This is a genomic window from Brucella sp. NBRC 12950 (assembly GCF_030268145.1).
Classification (GTDB): Bacteria; Pseudomonadota; Alphaproteobacteria; order Rhizobiales; family Rhizobiaceae; genus Brucella.
The window spans coordinates 1-16,391 of the sequence record NZ_BSQC01000010.1; the positions used below are offsets into that span (position 1 = coordinate 1).

Consider the following 16,391-nt stretch of genomic DNA (forward strand, 5'->3'; position numbering starts at 1 on the left):
AGTCGAGCAGCTGCGTCCCGACATGATGGGAGGCGAGGCGAGCCATCCTTATTCAAGGCTGCTGTTCTCGTCCGTCCCAAAACTCGATACCAACTGGCTCGATAACCTCAAACAGGAGCCGGTGCTGTTCAAAGAGTTTAACGGGGATTGATCCAGTAGTCGCAATTTCTATTCGGTGAACATTATATCGAGCGGGAGATGAGCTTTCACGATTGGTGATTTTAGCACGACGAAGCTGAAATATTTATCGATACCGACGTCCATATCGATCAATCGCTCCATGATCGTCTGGTATTCGACAATGCCCGCGGTTACGAACTTCATAAGATAATCATATCCACCGGAAACCAGGTGGCACTCTATCACGGAATCGATCTTTTCTACCGTTGAAAGGAAACGCGCGAAATCAATCTGGCGGTGGTTCTTGAGCGTTATTTCGGTAAATACGGTCAACGTCTGGCCCAATTTTGAGACGTTGATTTGTGCTGAATATCCTGTGATATAGCCCTCAGACTGAAGCTTCTTTACACGCATCAAACATGGGCTTGGCGATAGATTGACGAGTTCAGCAAGTTCGACATTGGTAATCCGCCCATTCTTTTGCATTTCGGATAGAATTTTAATGTCGATCTTATCAAGTTTCATAGCAGAACCACTTATTCGGTATATTGATCTGGGAATATTATCTTTTTCTCCGAAAGCTGCAATCCGAGCCTTTGCGGAATGCATCATTCAGTGATGAGACAGTGCTTAGAGATATTTGGCGCAATAATCGCCTGCTGAACCGCCAGCAAACCATAGGAAATTCTGTGTAAATGCAAACTCCAACCTGCGTGTGGCGCGCGGGCGCTTTAAGATAGTCCAAACACTGGAGCCTGCCGATGTCCGCACCGCTAATGCATATTGAATCCAGCCCGACCTTGCCGAAAGAGGCCGACGTTGTCGTTATAGGCGGCGGCGTTGTAGGCGTCTTCACGGCTTACTACCTTGCCCGTGCTGGGGTGAAGGTAGCTTTGCTCGAAAAAGGACGGGTCGCTGCTGAGCAATCGAGCCGAAATTGGGGTTGGTGTCGGCAACAAAATCGAGATGCGCGGGAACTGCCAATGGCGACTAAAAGCCTGGAGTTGTGGGACAAGCTTGCGGAAGAAACAGGCGAAGATGCAGGGTTTCGACGCTGCGGGCTTCTTTACCTTTCCCAGGACGAGGCGGAAATTTCTGGTTGGGCACGATGGAGGGATTTTGCCGCGTCAGTTGGTGTGACCACGCATATGCTCAGTGGCTCAGAAGCATCTGAACGGGGTAAGGCGACCGGGCAGACGTGGCGAGGTGGCGTTTTCTCTCCTACCGATGGTGTTGCCGATCCTTCCCGTGCCGTTCCGATTGTCGCGAAGGCGATAATAGCGGCTGGTGGATCCGTGCATCAGCATTGTGCGGCACGCGGTCTGGAACTTAGCGGCGGTCGGGTCAGTGCTGTCGTTACCGAAGCTGGAACTATTCGTACAAAAACAGTGGTAATGGCCGGTGGTGCCTGGGCATCTTCGTTTTGCCATCAACTCGGTGTTCGTTTCCCGCAAGCTGCTGTTCGTGCTTCGATTTTATCCGTTTCACCGGGTGCGGTTGGCTTGCCAAAAGCCTTGCACACTTCGCAAGTCTCACTGACACGCCGTTTTGACGGTGGCTACACCCTTGCGATTAGCGGACGCGCGCGCGTAGACACAACACCGCAGCAACTTCGTTTCAGTCGTGAATTTATCCCGATGTTTGCGCGACGCTGGCGCAGTCTTGCGCCTGGCGGCTTCCAGGGATGGCGTGCAGGACACGAGACATTAAAGAAATGGCGGTTGGACGAAATCACTCCGATGGAGAGAAACCGCATTCTCAATCCTAAACCAGATGACAATCAGATCGAGCTTACGTACCGCAGGGCTTGTGAGCTCTTACCGGAGCTGTCGAAAATACTGATTGCTAATCGTTGGGCGGGATATATCGACAGCACGCCGGATGGTGTCCCCGCAATTGGTGAGATCGACAGCATTCCCGGGTTCATTCTCGCAGCCGGGTTCAGCGGTCATGGTTTTGGTATAGGCCCCGGCGCCGGTCATATGATTGCTGATATCATTATCGGGCGCCAACCCATTGTTGAACCAAGCCCTTACCATCCAGCTCGTCTGAGCCGCAGCGTTTGGGGAAAAGTTGCTGACTTCTAGTTGATTGCAAACGCGTTCAGGCCAATCTCTACTAAGATTGATGACGCGGAATCGGTATTCTTGGCACTTAGACTTGTGCAGTGACTAGAAATTGCGCGGGAGAATGAAGAAGTGCTTACCACATTACTTCTATCGGCACTTTCGAGAATGCCAATAGAGGAGCTTCATCTGCCATTGACCGATGAACCAAAACTCGGTCGCATCGCCACGGCCTTGGCTGCCGACCCTTCGGATCGCAGTACAATACAGCAATGGGCAGCGCGTATGGCAATGAGTGAAAATTCGCTCGCCCGGTTGGTTCAGCATGAGACTGGCCTTACATTTGGACGCTGGCGTCAACAATTGCAACTAATTGTGGCATTGAGGATCTTAGCGTCAGGTGCATCCGTGCAACAAGTGTCGGGGGACCTTGGCTATGAGTCGGTTTCTGCCTTCATAACGATGTTCAAGAAGGCATTGGGTACAACGCCCTCTAAGTATTTCAGCCATCTTGACCAGCGACATGGTTAAATTCCTGCACTAGTCGCCAATCAATTCATGGCCTTCGAGGCAACAGCATAGTTTCAGCGCGGCGTTTTGCTTCGCTGCACGGCTCGGTGAGGTGATCTTGATGTGATGCTATTTCTTCAACGATCTCGGCGATTGCAACTCCTGGGGGAGGTTAGCGTTACGCCCGTTCTCTTGTGTCAGCGATTTATGTAGAGCGCGCTTGGAAATCCCTGCATATGTTGCGGCTGAAACTGAGACCAACTTCTGTGTAGAGTACCCAAAGGTGTCGACTGATGTTCCATTCCTCGGAAGAACCCAATGCTTTACTGTGCGCGGGGTTAGACAAGAAGATTATACGGCCATAGATCTCGGTCGACACATGGGGGATGTTGATCTAAATAGAGTCGACTGCCTTTTTGTTCGAGGGGACCATGAACATTTCATCACCAAATACCGTCGGTGTTCGACCGAAGGTATATATTGCAGTGCTATTGGTCTTGGGCCTCACACATCTGTTGAACGATTTGATGCAGTCATTGATTGCTGCCTCTTATCCAATAATCAAAGATGCTTATTCCCTTGATTTTGTTCAGATTGGCATGATTACGCTGACGTTCCAGATAGCGGGGTCTTTACTTCAGCCCGTGATTGGAATGATCACCGACAAAAGGCCCGCTCCGTATTCGCCTGTTATAGGCATGATTTTTACCCTGACTGGGCTTGTAAGCTTAGCGTTTGCGCATGGGTATGCAGTTATTCTTGTTTCGGTTGCATTAATTGGCATCGGATCGTCAATTTTTCACCCAGAAGCTACACGGATGGCTCGTTACGCTGCTGGCGGACGTCAGGGTTTAGCGCAAGGCATTTTTCAGGTTGGTGGACAAGCAGGTGGCGCGCTTGGACCTGTTCTTGCGGCCTTAATCATTGTTCCGTGGGGACAGCCGAGCCTTGCCGCGTTTTCGGTCGTTGCATTGCTTGCAATGACGCTGCTTTGCTGGATCGGCAGCAAGCAGAGCGAAATTCGCGCCGCATTCACCGCGATAGGGACAAACGGAAAAGCCGGTGGTTCGTCACCACACTACCCGGTTGCGACAATAGCGACAGGGCTGATCGTTCTGACTTTTCTTATGTTTACGAAGAACGCTTATGGAGAAAGCTTCCGCTCTTTCTATACGTTCTATCTGATGGAAAAGTTTGGGCTTTCCATTCCCGCGTCTCAGATGATGTTGTTTATTTTTTTGATCTCTTCAGCGGCAGGCGCCTTAATTGGTGGAATTGTGGGAGATCGCATTGGTCGTTACAGAATTATATGGATTTCAGTACTGGGGCCGTTGCCCCTTACACTGCTGCTTCCCTATGTCGATCTTTACTGGACCGGAATCCTAACAGTTTTTATAAATCTTATCATGGCGAGCGCATTCGCATCGATCCTCATTTATGCGATGGAACTGATGCCGAACCGCATTGGACTGATCGGCGGTTTGTTTTATGGTTTGAATTTCGGTCTTGGTGGGATAGCAGCTGCACTCCTCGGAATGCTAGCAGATAAATATGGTGTCGAAACCGTATATATGTTGTGTTCTTACCTGCCGGTTTTCGGACTGTTCGCGTGGTTCTTGCCAAGAATCCAAGACAGAACTGAAATAAAGTGATCGCCCTGCGGGCGGTCACTTCTGTTTATTTCCAAGAACCGAGCGATTGCAGGCCCTTTGCGGTGCGTTCGCCGCATCTCCAAGTGTTATGTCTTGGTGCCTTTGAGAATTGAATAGATTTGCCGCTTCTTGATGAGTGTTGTAATCATACAATAAAACGAATAGCGCGTTGAATCTCGAAGAAACTTCGAGCTTCATAACGTAACGTTCGAGGAGCCGGACATGAAACGCCAGGATACCAACTTCCCTTGAAGGCATCGATCGGATTGGTGTACTCCACAATCAATTCATACTGCTCCGCAAGGGCAGGAAAAGATTTCGAAAAATCGCGAGATAGCGCATCTTCCACGCGTTCCCTGATAGCAATAACTGATGCTTGCGGTGACAAAGAGGACGTAGCAGGTCCATATCCTTGGCTTGTTGCGACAGTCATAACGCCGGGTACAAAATGCTCAGCTTCCTCACACATGCCACTGTCACCGGATAGAAATGCCGACGCCACCCCATAGTTTGCAGCACATAGGGAATTCAAGGTGAATTCAGATGCGACTTCTCCGTTGATCAGCATTCTTGACACTGTACCGGTCAGTGTGTGTGCCAAAGGGTTCGTGTCGGTACCTGCCTTGTTGTGATAGCCGGTGTAGAGAGCTGCATTAAAAGTTTCGTTGATCCCGAACATCATTGCATCGGGATGCCCACTCCATCCGCGGACGACCCGGACATAGGCGGGAAGCTTACTGAGGATCAAGTTGCGTGCCGTCGAATGGGCGTCTTTAACGACGATCTCAGTAGCGCCGGCGGCGCGAGCGCCCTCACAAGCAGCTACCAGTTCATCCGTCATATATTCCCGGAATTCCTCATAGTCTGCATGCCCTTTTCGCGCCTCGTCCCAATTTGTGATGCCGGCTGTGCCTTCGATATCAGCACTGATGAATATTTTCATGATTTGTATCCTTGCTTCATAAAACCGAACGCATCTGGGAAAGCAGATTGTCGATCTGATGTGTTGTGTGTTGGGAGAAAACAGCTAATCGGAGGGTAGGTGCGTCTGGTGCGTCGGAATAGCCGCGAGGCGGCGTAATTTTGACAATGATGTCCCTCCGCGCGAGCTCACTCCTTAGATGCTCCATATCGATGTCCCCACGGACTGAAATTATCGGAACAGGACTTTCGTCTATTGCAAAACCAAGCTGACGCAGGCCGTGTCGTATGTGCCGCACATTACGAGCCAGGTTTGCCCGCATAATCGGCTGCGTTTCCAAAATCTGCATGGCGGCGATTGCTGCCGCGGCGGCACTGGGCGGAGGAAGCGATGCACCGCGCAAGATCATGGCCTTCTCTCGAACTTTCTGGGCAACAGAATTATCTACAGGTAGAAAACCGCCAAGTGATCCAAAAGCTTTGCTAAGTGTCCCGGCAACATAGTTCCCGCGTTGTCCAAGTTCCGCAATTTCGAGTGATCCTTGCCCTGTCGGGCCGAGTACACCGACGCCGTGCGAGTCATCTACGAAGAGAAGACAATCACCATAAGCGCTCATCACATGCCTATACTCAGACAGTGGCGCGAGTGCACCTGATGAAGGAAACACACCATCGGTGGCGATAAGTGCTCTCTGGCCTTTCTTCAGATTTCGCGAGAGGGTCAATTCCAGGCTTTCTGGATCCAGGTGGCGAAATCGGAATATTGGTTTTACGAGTGCTGCCAAGGCATCACGGGTGCTGTAGTGTGTTCCTTCATCTACGAAAACCACATCGAAGTCGTCACGCAACCCTTGCAGGAGCGCCGCGGGTGCGGAATACCCGGAGATGAGGGTGACGACATCGTCTGTTGCAAACCATTTACGCAATCGTTGATGCAAGTCCTCATAGACCGGCATTCGCGCAAGGGTTCCAGCCCCAAGGCCATATTGTCGAGTAGCCTCGCAGGCGGCGTTAATCACATCCTGGTGGCCATGGAGGCAAAAATAGCTAGTCCCGCAGAAATAGTCTACCGAACGACCACCAATTTGCATCCTCGCCCCCAAAGGCGATTCCATTGTCAAAGGTATTGGCATCTGCGGTTGCCGATCTTCAGGCTGCTTGCCGATTTGTGTCCCGGCGCTCAAGGAACATCGGACCTACGCGTATTCCCTGCCGCCCATTCTCGTCGGTTGCGCCGAGTTCAAGAATTTCTTCTTCATATAAGAGGCCGCGCATACGAAACCGACCGCTATCGACCGGCTCGCATGTATGTGTACAGAAGTACTCGATCAGACATTTGAGCTGGCCGTGGCTATAAGTTAAATATGTGATGTTGAAATCTGGCCCATATTCTCCGAGGTGAGCCGCTATTTCGTTAGGGATTTGTTCGGTAGGCAGGTCCTCCACTCTGTTCCAACTTTGTCCCTTCCAGCTCAAATTGTCTGATGTATCGAAAGAAAGTTCCATATGCGGGTAATCGGCTCCGCGTCCGTAAATTCGACCATCAACGACGAAGCCCTTACCAGATGTCGGGCGAATTTGCAGCGGAACACCTTCTCCCATCAAATAGAGTTTTCCCGCTTTTTGCTTGACCTCAACCACTTCTCCACTTTCGACATGTTGAAAGTGTCCAGGAAGGCTATTGAGCTGCTGATCTGAGATGACGGGAGGGATTCTCGGCCCGCCGGGCCGCTTTCCCATTTTCATCTCAGAAAGCGCCAGTCGAAGCCCATCATTCGCCAAACGTGAGGAGATTTGGTTGGCGAAATCAAGCGTTGCAAAAATAAGTGCGCCAACACCCGATCCTGGAAGTAACGTCATTTGAGATGCGTAACCGTAAACCGCGCCTCCATGTCCAACTGAGGTCCAGCCATCCATGTCGCCGACGCCGAAACAAAGTCCATATCCATTCAATGTTTTGTCGTGGTTGCTGGGACGTTTTCCAATCGGTGTCCACATTTCTCGTAAGGATGCAGGGCTTATGATAGAGCGTCCGTCTTCTGCAAAGCCACCTCTCAGTAGACACTGTGCATAATGGGCCATGTCGTGATTTGTCGAGAAAATATTGCCCGCCGGGGAGCCACCCAGACTAAAGACCGGCGCAGGGCTGTCGCCTTCAAGGGTCCACATTGCCGCTGGTGCCAACCGCTCTCGAATTCCTTCTGCCATTCCAGAGGAGGTTTCCTTCATATTGAGAGGAGCGAGGATGTTTTCTGTGATATAGTCTGCGTAGCTTTTACGTGACACCTTTTCAATCACCAGGCCAACGACGGCAATGCCTGCATTCGAATAATGCATGGTACCCGCGCTTGGATCCTGTTTGAGAGTTGACGTTGCTAACTCAGCCACAGTGTCGGCCAGCGGTGGCTTCTGGGAATCTAGGTAATGTCCACTTTTTGGTTCACGGACGATGCCAGCTGTGTGGCTCATCAGCTTGCGCAGGCTGACATGCGAACCATATGGGCCGCTTTCGCGTCCAACGAACGGATTAACAGGTTGAAAGCCCGGAATATATTCTGAAACGTCAACGTCGAGGTCCACCAGCCCCTTCTCCGCGAGTTGCATGATTGCAACCGCTGTGAATGTTTTGGTTATCGAACCGATACGAAAGCAAGTACGATTATTCATGTCGAAACGACTATCGGGGTGTTGAACGTGACCCTGTGCCAACAATCCCGCACGATCGACTAAGGCGTAGGAAATCGACGGTATCGCTTTGTCTATCACCTCGTGACGGATGAGGCTCTCAAACAGGTTGATCGACGAACTTGAAAGCGTAAACACAGCAATCCTCCACAGATTCAGTTTGTGTGACGGGGGTCTAGAACATCGCGCAGTGCATCGCCTACGAGGTTCCAAGATAAAACGAATAGAAAAATGGCTGCTCCCGGAAAGACCAGCGTGTACCAGTACTGAAATGGATTTCCCGGTTGTCCGACAATCCAGTTGCGCGAATAAGCAATAAATTGGCCCCAATCGGCATAGCCTTCTTCAGTGCCAACTCCCAGAAAGCTCAACGCCGATGCTGAGAGGACCATAGAACCTGTCGCCATTGTCGCAAGCACAAGCACAGGGAAAAACGCATTGGGCAGGATATGGCGCGCTATGAGGCGGAAGTCGCCAGCGCCATAGCTTCGTGCAGCGTGGATATAATCCATCTCTCTAATACGCAGAATTTCGCTACGTATAACCCGCGCATAACCCATCCATCCGAAAGTCGTGAGCGCGATGGTGATAGGCCCTATACCTTTTCCAAGCAGGGCAGTGAGAACCATTGCTGCTATGAGAAACGGAACCGCCATGAAAACGTCGACTATTCGCATCAATACTTCGTCAACTGCTCCGCCATAATAGGCCGCGGTGGAGCCGATTATCGTGCCAATGATGACCGATATTGCGACAACGCCAAGGCCAATTTTGAACGCGGTTCGTGTTCCCCATACCACTGCATAATAAATATCGTATTGACCTTCCGTGGTGCCGAAGAGCGCTTCCTCTGAGGGAGGTTGCGGCGTGGCCAAGAAACCGGCTCTGGGTGTATCGTAGACGGACATCTGAAATTCTTGAGGAGGTGCCAGTACAGGTGCAAACAGTGCAATGAGTGCAAAGCCCACCAAGATAAGTACCCCTATCAGTGAGACAGGATTGCGGAGCAGATATCGAAGCACTTTCATCGCGTTTTAACCCTTGGATCGAGCAGCGGGTAGATCAAGTCGACGATCAAGTTCATGAGGACGAGCACGATCGCAAAATAGAGGCTGAACCCTAGGATTGCTGGGAAGTCCAGATTGGCAGCCGATTTTGCGGCGAACTGCCCAAGCCCAGCATAATCGAAGATAGTTTCAGTTATGACGACGCCGCCCATCATCGTTGCGAATTCCATTCCGGCGATGGTCGTTACCGGAAGAAGAGCATTGCGACGCGCGTGTTTAAGTTCGACAACGCGCCGGGACATGCCTTTTGCACGCGCAGTGCGTACATAATCCTGGCGCAGCGTTTCAAGCATGGATGTGCGCATGACGCGTGTCATGCTTGCGAGGTTGACATATGTCAGCGTAATGACAGGCGCGGCGAGATGCCGAAGAGAGTCCCAAAGAATTTGAAAATTTCCATTGAGAATAGCATCTACCGAATTGGCGCCCGTGTATCTTGTGAATTCAGGCGACATAACTGCTGCCTGCGCCCACTGGCTTAATCGGCCAGGCGGAAACCAGTCGAGCGCCGAATAAAAAATTAACAGCATGAGTAGACCAAAAACATACACAGGAAATGACCAACCCAGGATCGTGAAGACCCGTATGACATGATCAGGCCACTTGTTTAAATAGATGCCTGCTCGTGATCCAAGAAAGATAGCGAGAAGGAAGCTGGGAATAAATGCGAGAACAACGAGCTCCAGTGTTGCAGGAAGCAATGAAGCTAGGGCGTGCGCAACAGGCTGTCGAGCGGTTTCGGACCATCCCAGGTTACCGGTCAGAATATTACCTATCCATCTACCATATTGGACATGGAACGGATCACTGAGGCCATATTGTTCTATCATCCGCCGAATGCTCTCTTGTCCACCTTTCAGAAAATCGGGGGAAGGAGCGTAGGCGGCCAAGCGTTGTGTTGGCGACAAAGACATCTGCAATGCGAATAGCATAAGCGATAAGGCGAAGAGAACGATAGGGAGGGTTAGCAGCCGCCGTAATGCGTAATTCAGCACACCGGAACCTCTTGCGCTTGAAACTGAGAGGGGGCCGGGCGATGTTGCGCCCGGCATGTGTCAGCGAGGCTTAGTCAGCCTTGGTCACCGGGTAGAAATCCCAAGCGCCATAGAGGATCATGTTGTGGACGTAACCGTCGATGTTGCTACGAGTTACGATGTAGCCGAAGTCTTCCCAGAGAAACTGGGTTGTTGCGTAGTCATGTGACATGGCTTGCAATTTGGCATAAATCGGTTCGCGGACGGCAGGATCGCTTGAAGCCCATGCTTCGTCGAGCAATGGCTTGAACTTCTCTGTCATCAGTTGACGATAGCCATCTCCAAGCATTCCTCCTACAAGACCGGTTGGCGAGAGGTAGTAGGTCGCGGCACCCAGCGGACCGCCCGGATCCGAGTAGTCTGGTCCCCATCCCATATAAGTGAGCGGTGAAGCGGGTTTCTCGCGATTGTTGAGTTTGTCGGAAATTGACGCCCAAGGAAGAGATTGAATCTTCATCTTGAACTTCGGATTGATACGCTGAAGACCTTGCTGCAGCGCAGACAGGGCCGCGGTCCCTTGTGGAGTACCTTCCTGCACATAGGCGGTGAAAGTAAAACCATTTTCCCAAAGCTTACCATCGAAAGCCTTTTTGAAGTGTTCTGCAGCTTTCTTAGGATCGTAGTTATAAATTGGTGAATCGTCCCGGTAGCCCATGATCCCACGTACCGACGGCCCGCGCGACTGCACCGTTTTATTGAGAAGGACCTGTTTTAGAAGTGCATCGTAGTTCTGGGCATAGTTAAAGCCCTTGCGCACATCTATGTCAGCAAAAAAATCTTCTGGAATACCGTTTCCATCGAGTTTGCCACTACCGATTGCAGGATTATCTGTGGTTTCGAGCGGCCAAGCGAAATAAAGACCGCGGCCAAAGACTTTTGGCAGTCCGTCAACGACTTTTACACCCTCTGTTTTACCAAGTTCATCCAAAAACTCGACGGGGGCGGTTACGAAGTCTGCATCGCCAGAAAGTAGTTGAAGGCGCCGCGTTGTCCATTCAGGTACAGTGCGCATCACCACCCGTTCGAGCTTAGCTGGGCCCATGAAGTAATTGTCAAAGCGCTTCAGCGTGATCCTGCGGTCAGTGCGATCCCACTCCTCCAGCATGAATGGTCCAGTGCCATTTTCCTGAGCAAAGAGTGGATCATCTCCTAGTTCCGGCCGATAATATTTCTTCCAGGTATCGCCATCGCCATCCCATCCACCGACGGATGCGACCCATTCTTTATCGACAATTGATGCTCCGAATGGCAGCGCTAGGACGCCCAGCGTAGCTGGAAAAGGCTTTGGAAGCTTCAGGATTACGTTGTCGCCTTCAACTGTTATTTGAGAAGCGAGTTGGTCGTAGACTTTACGCAGTGCTTCCGGGCTTGCCTCACTAATGTTCTTAACATTACCCTCCGTCTCCACCCACTTAGTGACGTCGGGATATTTTCCTGCAGTCACAACCTCTGTGATGGCGTTTGACATCCATGACTGGCCCATTAGGATTGCTCGAAGCAGGGAATATCGTATGTCTTCAGGTGTTATTTCGCCATATCCAGGCTCGATCTTTGTCTTTTGTTCGTTGGTCAGGCCATCGAAGCTCTGCCAGACGATTTTACCGTCGTCGCCCTTTATACCAACTTTGTGCGCGTGAATATCTTTGCGGATCGGGAAAGTGTAGCTGATTGACCCATCGTCATTTGTCTTGATCAAGCCGTTTTCGAGCGTCGGGACTTCACTTGAAATAGAAGGAACGAACTCGGAAATCTGGGAACCATTGTAGTTGAGGAGCCTGCTATAGACATTCAAGACACCATAGGAACTGGGTGTGTTTGCTATGTAGGCGGGATCAAACGATTGAACATCGTCAGTCCACAGAAAGACAAAAGTTCCGGGATTTTTGGTCTGAGCAACAGCAGGCGCTGTTGCCAGACCAAGGCCGCAGGAAACGGCCAGAGCCAAGGCAAGCTTCATCGATGTATTCCCCTTGTTGGACCTAATGATCTTCTTTTATTTTTTCTTCAGGCTAGGTGCACTCTTGCACCGCTGTCCAATGCGTAGTTAGAATGAACTATGCAAATAACGCATGAGGTTCAGATGGAGCTGGCTTGGCTCGAAGACTTCCTGGAAATTGTGGCAACGCGAAACTTTTCCACTGCGGCTGCCTCGCGCAACATCTCGCAACCGGCGTTTAGTCGTCGTATCAGGTCGCTTGAAGCTTGGGTCGGTGCAGAATTGCTCGATCGAAGCACATATCCAGTCCATCTAACAACTGTTGGCAACATGTTTGTACCGCGGTGTCAGGAACTGGTCCGCGACATGTATAGGTTACGAACCGACTGTCGGAACGTAGCTGGCGCAAGTTCGCAGCTGCTCACATTTGCGGCCTTTCATACGTTGGCGATCTATTTCTTTCCTGATTGGATTGTGCGAGCTCAACCAGTTGATCAACCCATACGCAGCAGTATGCATACTGCTGATTTTCTGGAATGCATTGAGCATTTATCGTCGGGAAAATGCAATTTTGCTATTATTTATGACCATCCCGATGGCCCTCCAGTGCTTGAGGCCGGTCCGTTTGAATCATTGCAGATCGGGAAGGACCGCCTGATTTTGGTTTCCGGCACCGACGCTGACGGCAGGCCATTGTATGATGTCGATGTGCCGGAAGGTGCACGTATTCCTTATCTTTCCTATTCGTGGAACGATGGCTACCTGGGCAAACTTATATCGCTCATACAGTCACGCCGGCGACAACCGCTTAATTTGAATACGGTATATCAGTCATCGCTGGCTGTTAGTCTCAAACAAATGGCAATCGCGGGTCACGGGATAGCTTGGCTGCCGCAGATCAGCGCACAAAAAGCGATCAGCAGAAAGGAACTCGTTCAAATAGGCGGTCAACACATGTCGCTGGAGATGGAAATCAGAATCTTTCGCCGTGCAGGCACGCGAAATGGGGACGCGGAGGCCTTTTGGAATCATTTGTCAGAAATTAGTAAGGGTTTGCGTGGACCGGTCAGCCCTTCTATCGGGTTACGCTGATAAAAGGTCATGCGTAAACAGAAGGGGTAATGCAAACTTTGCATAAGGATCAACCTAACCGCCTCTGGGGAAGGAATAGTGGCGCTTAATCGTCAAGAAGTCATCGTTTCAACTGCTGATATTGACGATGGTGCGGGTATCGCCATGTTGACAGAAGATGCACGGTGCGCGTTAGATATCGACAAGTGCGAGCAAATCGCCAGGGGAAACCGTTTTGACACAAGCATCAAAAAGTAACCTGACCCTTCCAGATAATGTCATTTTGTCGGTTGAAAACTTGGAAGTGTGTTTTGCGCCGAATGCCGCAAATCCCGTCCGAGCGGTCAAGGGTGTATCATTGCAGATCGGGCTGGGCGAGACAGTTGCGCTCGTCGGTGAATCCGGTTCAGGAAAATCGGTGACGGCGATGACGATCATGCGGCTGACTGAATTCGATGGAGCCAAGATAACAGGCGGCCGCCTATTAATGCGGTTAAAGGATCAGTCGGTTGTCGATCTAGCGAAGCTTTCAAATAAAAAAATCGAAGAGCTACGCGGTTCTGAATTTTCTATAGTTTTTCAAGATCCTATGTCCAGTCTCAATCCGGTTTTTACTGTAGCAGACCAGATTTCAGAAGCAGTCATTAAGCACCAAAACAAAACTGCTCGGCAAGCAAGGGAAATAGCGCTCAATGTCTTGAAACTGGTACGCGTCCCTGACGCGGAGCGACGGCTTGAACAGTATCCGCACCAGCTTTCAGGAGGTATGCGCCAGCGTGTCATGATTGCGATGGCACTGGCCTGCAAGCCATCACTGATGATCCTTGATGAACCTACGACGGCACTTGATGTAACGATTCAGGCTCAAATCCTCGATTTGGTACGTGCGCTCCAGGGTGAGATTGGCATGGCCGTGTTGTTCATTACCCATGATATGGGGGTCGTTGCGGAGATTGCGGATCGCGTTTGTGTGATGCTTCGGGGAGAAATCGTTGAGACCGGGCCTGTCAGCGATATTTTCAACAGCCCGCAGCATTTCTACACCAAGGCACTGATCTCCGCTGTCCCCCGACTTGGGAGTATGGCGGATAAAGACGGGCCAGAAAAATTCCCACTTCTTGTTTACGAGGATGACTCGATCACAGCCGGAGGACATTTATGAGCACTATGGCGCATTCCAATCCCGAAAGAACCCCGCTTATTGAAGTTCGTGATCTTGTTACGCGCTTTGACCTAAGGGGCGGAATGCTCGGACGTGTCACAGGCCGGGTTCACGCGGTAGAGAATGCCTCGTTTGATATTTTCGCGGGGGAAACCCTTGCCTTGGTCGGAGAATCCGGTTGTGGGAAGTCAACTGTTGCGCGCAGCATCATGCAACTGGATAAGCCAAAGTCTGGATCGATCCGCTACGCCGGTAACGAGCTAGTTGGAGCGCCGAGGAATGTTTTATCGCGTTTTCGCCGCGAGGCGCAGATGGTGTTTCAAGACCCTTTTTCCTCGCTTAATCCACGGATGACCATTGGTCAGGCCTTAATGGATCCTATGCGAGTTCATCGCGCGGGACATACTGCAGAACTGCGAAAACGAGCAGCCGATTTATTGCAAAAAGTCCATCTCCCGCCTGAGTATCTCGAACGCTATCCACACGCGTTTTCTGGTGGACAACGCCAACGCATCTGCATCGCTCGGGCTCTGGCACTCAATCCAAGGCTAATCATAGCTGACGAGGCAGTCGCTTCGCTTGATGTTACTGTGCAGGCTCAAGTCATCAATCTGCTCATGGACCTTCAACGAGAGATGGGAATTGCGATCCTGTTCATAAGTCACGATATGGCGGTAGTCGAACGTATTGCCCATCGAGTGGCAGTCATGTACTTGGGCGAAATTGTCGAGATTGGAGATCGACGATCTGTCTTCAATAATCCGCAACACCCCTACACACGTAAGCTTCTCTCCACCGTCCCGGTCGCGGATCCAGCTCAACGCCCGTTGGGAAGAGAATTGATGTCTGACGAAATCCCAAGTGCTGTTCGACCTCCCAACTTCGTGCCTATCCACTTGCCGATGACCCAGGTTGGTGCATCTCACTACGTCCGCGAAGCCGTGTAGGTTCCGGAAGGATAGAACTAAAAGCAATTGGCCTAAGCTATTGGCAAAACGCATTTAATCGAATAGCGGCAACCCCATTATTGGGGCATCTGAAAGAAGAATGATCCTGTTTCCAGGAATGATTTGAGGAAACATCTTTTTTCTACCTATGCCGATAACATTCGTGTTTGCCTGTGACCATTTCTATTCTCCAGGCCAGGCACACGGTATAATCGGTGTGTTCAGGCAAATCATTAAGCTGATCCTTGGTCAATGAAGTAACAGCATGCACTGTTCCATACACCTCGCGCATGAAGTCCAGAAAGCCTCCGGCGGTCCTCGTTCTTCTTTGAAGTGAATTAATCCTGGACTGTCCACTGTGTTCCAATCGCTTTTGCAAATTGAGCCCCGCAATCTTATGGTCTGGCATCGCAAGAAAGAAACTTGCAAATTATAGCGGCTGAGAGATCGTCAATTCTCGCTTCTGCGCGAAGATGGTTCAGCTACTTTTGATCTTTGCCTGCAAGGTTCGATTTATTTGCGGATTACCGCTCTGGTTTGTAGTTCTCTATACTGTCGAGGTTAATGTTCAAAAATCGTTGATGTCACGTGCATCGACTTGTGTTACGATTGGGAATTGTTCACCGAATTTCGGAGGAGGCTTAAATGAAGACGACCTTACATGGTGTGCTTATTACTTCGATGATCGCGTTAACATTGACAGCTTGTACAACTGATGAACGTAGAACTGCAGGATACGGTGTCGGTGGGGCGGCCGTGGGAGCCCTCGCTGGCGGCGCCATAGGAGGCAATGCTCGTGGAGCGCTTACAGGTGCGGCGATCGGCGCGGCTGCTGGAACGCTCGTAGGCGTCGCCCAAACCCGTAACGGTGTTCAATATTGCCGCTATCGCGATCACAATGGGCGCGTTTTCGAAGCCAGGTGTCGTTAGGCGACGCCACTGGGTTTGTTAAGCCTGCGTAAGACCAGGGATTGGGCGACCGTACCTGGTTTGATTCAGGTGTTCCTTTACTTAGTGTTAACGTGAAGGGGAGAGAATGATGTGGCGTTCATTTGTGTTTGCAGTCTTGTTCACGGTGTTGTCAACACTCGGCGTTGCTTCAGTCACGTTTCCTGCTCACAGCCAGAGCCCATCGGTTCATGTAGGCACCCGGATCAATAACGGCCACCGTGTGAGTTGCAGACAGGGTGCCCGATTATTAAGAATGCGAGGATTTAACA

General features: G+C 50.8%; 12 protein-coding genes and 3 pseudogenes. 7 read left to right on the top strand and 8 right to left on the bottom strand.

Annotation, left to right across the window (positions count from 1 at the left end):
* Window positions 1–168: 168 nt before the first annotated feature.
* On the bottom strand, window positions 169–645 hold the full coding sequence (locus QSJ70_RS16830) for an Lrp/AsnC family transcriptional regulator (protein WP_215781545.1): 477 nt from the start codon (window positions 643–645) through the stop codon (window positions 169–171).
* Window positions 646–881: 236 nt separating this feature from the next.
* Between QSJ70_RS16830 and QSJ70_RS16835 the strand changes: the two genes are divergently transcribed.
* The 3 genes and pseudogenes from QSJ70_RS16835 to QSJ70_RS16845 all read left to right on the top strand — a co-directional run bounded on the left by QSJ70_RS16835 (window position 882) and on the right by QSJ70_RS16845 (window position 4,348).
* The gene (locus tag QSJ70_RS16835) at window positions 882–2,207 is read left to right on the top strand and encodes an NAD(P)/FAD-dependent oxidoreductase (RefSeq protein ID WP_285538052.1); all 1,326 of its coding nucleotides are present in this window, start codon (window positions 882–884) and stop codon (window positions 2,205–2,207) included.
* 108 nt (window positions 2,208–2,315) lie between these two features.
* Window positions 2,316–2,717 (top strand): annotated as a pseudogene (locus QSJ70_RS16840) (helix-turn-helix domain-containing protein); the annotation flags it as partial.
* Window positions 2,718–3,127: 410 nt separating this feature from the next.
* The gene (locus QSJ70_RS16845; protein WP_215781548.1) at window positions 3,128–4,348 is read left to right on the top strand and encodes an MFS transporter; all 1,221 of its coding nucleotides are present in this window, start codon (window positions 3,128–3,130) and stop codon (window positions 4,346–4,348) included.
* Between the two features lie 145 nt (window positions 4,349–4,493).
* On the opposite strand, the gene QSJ70_RS16850 is transcribed toward QSJ70_RS16845, so the two are convergent.
* From QSJ70_RS16850 to QSJ70_RS16875, 6 genes are all read right to left on the bottom strand, one after another.
* Complete coding sequence (locus QSJ70_RS16850) at window positions 4,494–5,291, bottom strand: M55 family metallopeptidase (protein ID WP_285538054.1); 798 nt, start codon at window positions 5,289–5,291, stop codon at window positions 4,494–4,496.
* 16 nt (window positions 5,292–5,307) lie between these two features.
* A complete protein-coding gene (locus QSJ70_RS16855; protein WP_285538056.1) occupies window positions 5,308–6,360 on the bottom strand; it encodes an aminotransferase class I/II-fold pyridoxal phosphate-dependent enzyme in 1,053 nt (350 codons plus the stop codon).
* Window positions 6,361–6,418: 58 nt separating this feature from the next.
* Window positions 6,419–8,092: a serine hydrolase domain-containing protein gene (locus QSJ70_RS16860; RefSeq protein WP_285538057.1), complete on the bottom strand. Its 1,674-nt coding sequence runs from the start codon at window positions 8,090–8,092 to the stop codon at window positions 6,419–6,421.
* A 17-nt stretch (window positions 8,093–8,109) separates the two neighbouring features.
* Entirely contained in the window at window positions 8,110–8,982 is an 873-nt protein-coding gene (locus QSJ70_RS16865) for an ABC transporter permease (protein WP_285538058.1), read from the bottom strand.
* On the bottom strand, window positions 8,979–9,851 hold the full coding sequence (locus QSJ70_RS16870) for an ABC transporter permease (protein WP_285538059.1): 873 nt from the start codon (window positions 9,849–9,851) through the stop codon (window positions 8,979–8,981). Before QSJ70_RS16870 ends, QSJ70_RS16865 begins: the two co-directional genes overlap by 4 nt.
* 235 nt (window positions 9,852–10,086) lie before the next feature.
* Window positions 10,087–12,012 (bottom strand): ABC transporter substrate-binding protein, encoded by a 1,926-nt coding sequence (locus QSJ70_RS16875; protein WP_285538060.1) that lies wholly within the window; start codon window positions 12,010–12,012, stop codon window positions 10,087–10,089.
* A gap of 123 nt (window positions 12,013–12,135) precedes the next feature.
* Between QSJ70_RS16875 and QSJ70_RS16880 the strand changes: the two genes are divergently transcribed.
* The 3 genes and pseudogenes from QSJ70_RS16880 to QSJ70_RS27765 all read left to right on the top strand — a co-directional run bounded on the left by QSJ70_RS16880 (window position 12,136) and on the right by QSJ70_RS27765 (window position 15,171).
* Window positions 12,136–13,083: a LysR substrate-binding domain-containing protein gene (locus QSJ70_RS16880; protein ID WP_252349296.1), complete on the top strand. Its 948-nt coding sequence runs from the start codon at window positions 12,136–12,138 to the stop codon at window positions 13,081–13,083.
* A gap of 78 nt (window positions 13,084–13,161) precedes the next feature.
* Window positions 13,162–13,320: a hypothetical protein gene (locus QSJ70_RS16885; RefSeq protein WP_285538062.1), complete on the top strand. Its 159-nt coding sequence runs from the start codon at window positions 13,162–13,164 to the stop codon at window positions 13,318–13,320.
* 1 nt (window position 13,321) lies between these two features.
* Window positions 13,322–15,171: pseudogene (locus QSJ70_RS27765) on the top strand (ABC transporter ATP-binding protein).
* Window positions 15,172–15,388: 217 nt separating this feature from the next.
* Here QSJ70_RS27765 and QSJ70_RS16900 read toward each other — a convergent pair.
* Window positions 15,389–15,472, bottom strand: a pseudogene (locus tag QSJ70_RS16900) (PRC-barrel domain containing protein); the annotation flags it as partial.
* Window positions 15,473–15,816: 344 nt separating this feature from the next.
* Between QSJ70_RS16900 and QSJ70_RS16905 the strand changes: the two are divergent.
* Window positions 15,817–16,101 (top strand): YMGG-like glycine zipper-containing protein, encoded by a 285-nt coding sequence (locus tag QSJ70_RS16905; protein ID WP_285538067.1) that lies wholly within the window; start codon window positions 15,817–15,819, stop codon window positions 16,099–16,101.
* Window positions 16,102–16,391 lie beyond the last annotated feature (290 nt).

Coding starts and splice junctions, on each gene's coding strand:
- QSJ70_RS16830 (WP_215781545.1), bottom strand. CDS start 645: ATGAAACTTGATAAGATCGACATTAAAATTCTATCCGAAATGCAAAAG.
- QSJ70_RS16835 (WP_285538052.1), top strand. CDS start 882: ATGTCCGCACCGCTAATGCATATTGAATCCAGCCCGACCTTGCCGAAA.
- QSJ70_RS16845 (WP_215781548.1), top strand. CDS start 3,128: ATGAACATTTCATCACCAAATACCGTCGGTGTTCGACCGAAGGTATAT.
- QSJ70_RS16850 (WP_285538054.1), bottom strand. CDS start 5,291: ATGAAAATATTCATCAGTGCTGATATCGAAGGCACAGCCGGCATCACA.
- QSJ70_RS16855 (WP_285538056.1), bottom strand. CDS start 6,360: ATGCAAATTGGTGGTCGTTCGGTAGACTATTTCTGCGGGACTAGCTAT.
- QSJ70_RS16865 (WP_285538058.1), bottom strand. CDS start 8,982: ATGAAAGTGCTTCGATATCTGCTCCGCAATCCTGTCTCACTGATAGGG.
- QSJ70_RS16870 (WP_285538059.1), bottom strand. CDS start 9,851: ATGATAGAACAATATGGCCTCAGTGATCCGTTCCATGTCCAATATGGT.
- QSJ70_RS16875 (WP_285538060.1), bottom strand. CDS start 12,012: ATGAAGCTTGCCTTGGCTCTGGCCGTTTCCTGCGGCCTTGGTCTGGCA.
- QSJ70_RS16880 (WP_252349296.1), top strand. CDS start 12,136: ATGGAGCTGGCTTGGCTCGAAGACTTCCTGGAAATTGTGGCAACGCGA.
- QSJ70_RS16905 (WP_285538067.1), top strand. CDS start 15,817: ATGAAGACGACCTTACATGGTGTGCTTATTACTTCGATGATCGCGTTA.